We start from the raw sequence: 3,929 nt of genomic DNA, 5'->3' as shown, positions 1-3,929 counted from the left end.
GCTGCAGTGATGCCAGTGGTACATTAACGGTTACTGCCACCTGTAATGTAAATACCGCCGCTGTTGGCGAATACCACTGCGATTACAGTGCAGAAAACAACGCGGGCAGTAAATCGGTACGCCGCATTATTACAGTGATTGACCCTGATGCACCTCTGGAAACCTGCAGCGAAATAAGCGCCAGTCCGGCTGCGCATATCAGTGCCGGACGTGCGGTTGCAGGCGGCAGTTTCAGTCTGCGGGCTGTCAGCAATGGTGACCAGCAGGATATTGGTTACGCTTACGACAGCTGGGGCAGTGTTACCCTGACCGAAGGTGAAGCGGGGCTTTGGTATGCACAAAAACCGGCAGCCTGTAATGGTACGTCTGACCCCGATCCGCAACCCGATACCTGCGATGACTGGTACAGCACTAACCTTGCACACCAGCAGGCCGGGCGTGCGTATTACAGCATGGGGTATTACAGCACTGGCGGGAATGATTCTCTGGGAGCGCTATCCGGTATGTACACCTGGGTTAAATCAGGCAGCACTGGTGTGTATCAGGCTGGCCGTTGTAATTAATTTTTCATAATAAAAAAGCCGGGCAGTAATATGTCCGGATTTTTTATGACTTTATTTTTCATTTATTTTCGCTGGTCGTACCAAAGTACGGTATTTATCAGTATTGCCGGAAACTAGAATTCAGTGATGTTGCAGAGCGTTATTTTTCTGCCATTTTTCAGTTTTCCGGAGTCTTTATTGTGTCCTATCAGGATTTTCCGAAACTTATCAGTGCCACTGAAGCGGCTGCTCTTGTGCAGGATGGCGATACGCTGGCGACCTCCGGTTTTGTGGGTATTGGTTTTCCGGAGAAACTTGCCATCGCTCTGGAAAAACGTTTTCTGCAGGAGCAATCCCCTCAGTGGCTGACGCTGGTCTATGCCGCAGGACAGGGGGATGGTAAAGAAAAAGGGCTGAACCATTTTGCCCACGAAGGATTGGTTCGGCGGGTTATTGGTGGGCACTGGGGTCTGGTTCCGGCGCTGGGAAAACTGGCGGTGGAAGGAAAAATAGAGGCTTACAATTTACCACAGGGCATTATTTCGCATTTATACCGTGATATCGCTGCCGGAAAACCTGGCCTGCTGAGCCGGGTTGGTCTGCATACCTTTGTCGATCCGCGTCATGATGGCGGACGTATTAATGCCAATAGTCCGGAATCTCTGGTGCAGCTGCACTGCATCGGTGAAGAAGAATTTTTGTTTTATAAAAGCTTTCCTATCACCGTGGCATTTTTACGCGGCACCACTGCCGATGCGCGCGGCAATATCACCATGGAAAAAGAAGCGCTGCCATTGGAAAGTCTGGCGCTGGCACAGGCAGTACGTAACAGCGGTGGCAAAGTGATTGTGCAGGTTGAGCGCCTGACATCGCAGCACCGGCTGCATCCGTCGCAGGTGGTTATTCCCGGTATTCTGGTCGATCACATTGTGCTCGCCAGTGGTGATCAGCATTTTCAGACCTTTGCTGAATTTTATAATCCGGCCTACAGCGGTGACGTGCGTGTGTCGGATCATCTGCCCAGTGATGAACTCAGTATCCGCAAAATTATTGCCCGTCGCGCGGCACTGGAATTACGTGATCAGGCGGTGGTGAATCTGGGCATTGGTATGCCGGAAAGTGTGGTGCGGGTAGCCAGCGAAGAAAAGGTTTTAAACCAGCTGACACTCACCATTGAGCCCGGTGGTATCGGTGGCCTGCCCGCCGGCGGTTTAAGTTTTGGTGCGGTTGCCAATGCCGAAGCGGTGGTTGATCAGCCGGCGCAGTTTGATTTTTACGATGGCGGAGGTCTGGATCAGGCGTTTCTTGGTCTGGCCGAAGCCGATGCCTGCGGCAACGTGAATGTCAGTCGTTTTGGTTCACGTCTGGCGGGTGCCGGCGGCTTTATTAATATCAGCCAGAACACCCGCGAAGTGTTTTTCCTCGGCAGTTTTTTTGCCGGCGGTGTGCAACCGCAGATTCATCATGGCGAGGTTGATTGCCAGCGCAGTGAAGGGCTGGGCAAGTTTGTCAGCCAGGTGCAACACCTGACCTTTAACGGTGCTTATGCACTGAGCCGGAATCAGCGTGTGCTGTATATCACCGAGCGCTGCGTATTCCGCCTGCAGCGTGCAACCGATGGTACAGCGAGGCTGGAATTATGTGAGCTGGCGCCGGGCGTTGATCTTGAACGCGATGTACTGCGCTTTCTGCCATTTACCCCATTAATTGCTGATGACCTGCGACCGATGCCCGCAGCGATTTTCCGTTCGCAGCCTATGCGTCTGCAGCTGCGGCCAGCAGTACGCAGTTAATTATTACCTGATAAAGGAGAGCTCATGAATATTGCCAATGCAGTGGTTGCTATTACCGGCGGCGCCCAGGGACTCGGTCTGGCGATGGCCTGCCGTCTTGTTGCCCGCGGTGCCCGTGTCGCATTGCTGGACGTAAATGCCGACAAGCTTAACGAAGCGCTTACCCATTGTGCGGCAGCCGCGCAGGAACATGGTTACAGCACGGATTGTTGTGCGGCGTATCCGTGCAATGTGGCGGACGAACAACAGGTGGAAAATACCTTTGCCGCTATCGTGCGCGACTTTGGTCAGCTGGATGCACTGGTGAACAACGCCGGCGTATTGCGCGATGGTCTGCTGCTGAAAGTACGTGGTGGCGAAGTAACGGAACGCCTTAGTCTCAGCCAGTGGCAGACGGTTATTGACGTCAATCTGACCGCGCCTTTTCTCTGCACCCGTGCGGCGGCCACACAGATGGTTGGCCAGAAGCGGGGCGGCTGCATCGTTAATATCTGCAGTATTTCCATGGCCGGCAATATGGGGCAATCGAATTACTCGGCGGCCAAGGCCGGACTGGCATCGATGACGGTGGTATGGGCGAAAGAACTGGCACGTTACAACGTGCGTGTCTGCGCTATTGCACCGGGTTTTATTGCTACGGATATGACCGCGCATATGAAACCGGAAGCGCTGGAAAAAATGACCCGTCAGATTCCGCTGCAGCGTATGGGCGAGGCTGATGATATTGCCCACACGCTGCAATACCTGCTGGAAAACGAATATATCAGTGGCCGCATTGTCGAGGTTGATGGCGGTTTGCGCCTCTGATTTCGCCGTACCGTTTATACCCGGCGGAGGTGCTGTCCCGGCGGGTATCCGGAAAACAATAAACACAACGGAGATTGCCTATGTTTGTCCGATACCCCATTCACCTGCTGACCCTCACCGGTGCTGTTCTGCTGGCCTCCTGTGGCGGCGATGACAATAACACCCCATTTAATATCCGCCCGGATTTTATTCAGGGCACACTGACGGCAGTGGAATACGATGGCGTCAGTGATGATCTGCTGACCGCCGGCCTTGGCGTCAGTGGTTTACAGGGTGCTGCACCGGCGTATGCCGACGCGCAACAGCCGACGGCCGCAGAGCTGCGCCGTAAAGCCATTTACAGCAATTACCGCGCGCTGCTCGATACCACCACCGAAGGCGGCTTCGGGCGATTGTACGGCCCTAATATTTATCGGGGAGAAGTGCAGGCCCACGGCGGAAAAATCGCCGGTAAAGAATACGTTTTCCTCACCGACAGTGGCGACGGTGTGCAGCGTAACGTGACCGTTGCCGTGCAGATTCCTGCCAGCTTTGATCCGCATAATGCCTGTCTGGTGGTGGGCGCTTCATCCGGTTCGCGCGGGGTATACGGAGCCATCGGCACCTCGGCCGAATGGGGGCTGAATAACGGCTGCGCGGTAGCGCTGACCGATAAAGGCACCGGTAACGGCGCGCACGATCTGGACTCCGATACCGTGATACTGGCCGACGGTACCCTGGTAAGTGCAACGGCAGCTGGTACGGCCTCGCACTTTACCGCCAGCGATGCCGGGCTGGATGATTTCAG

The 3,929-nt window shown here is 54.6% G+C and carries 4 protein-coding genes; all 4 read left to right on the top strand.

Annotated features, from left to right (window positions below):
* A partial coding sequence (locus B3P58_RS02925; RefSeq protein ID WP_286716017.1) for an immunoglobulin-like domain-containing protein occupies window positions 1-563 on the top strand: 563 nt, incomplete at its 5' end.
* 179 nt (window positions 564-742) lie between these two features.
* Window positions 743-2,335, top strand: a complete 1,593-nt coding sequence (locus B3P58_RS02920; protein WP_225691056.1) for an acyl CoA:acetate/3-ketoacid CoA transferase — start codon at window positions 743-745, stop codon at window positions 2,333-2,335.
* A gap of 24 nt (window positions 2,336-2,359) precedes the next feature.
* Entirely contained in the window at window positions 2,360-3,142 is a 783-nt protein-coding gene (locus tag B3P58_RS02915; protein WP_286716016.1) for an SDR family oxidoreductase, read from the top strand.
* Window positions 3,143-3,222: 80 nt separating this feature from the next.
* Window positions 3,223-3,929: 3-hydroxybutyrate oligomer hydrolase family protein (locus tag B3P58_RS02910; protein ID WP_286716015.1), on the top strand; the 707-nt coding region annotated here is incomplete at its 3' end.

Source organism: Thalassolituus sp. UBA2009 (assembly GCF_002335285.1).
In the GTDB taxonomy this organism is placed as follows: domain Bacteria; phylum Pseudomonadota; class Gammaproteobacteria; order Pseudomonadales; family Oceanobacteraceae; genus Venatoribacter; species Venatoribacter alkanivorans.
This window is presented reverse-complemented; position numbering and strand designations above follow the sequence as displayed.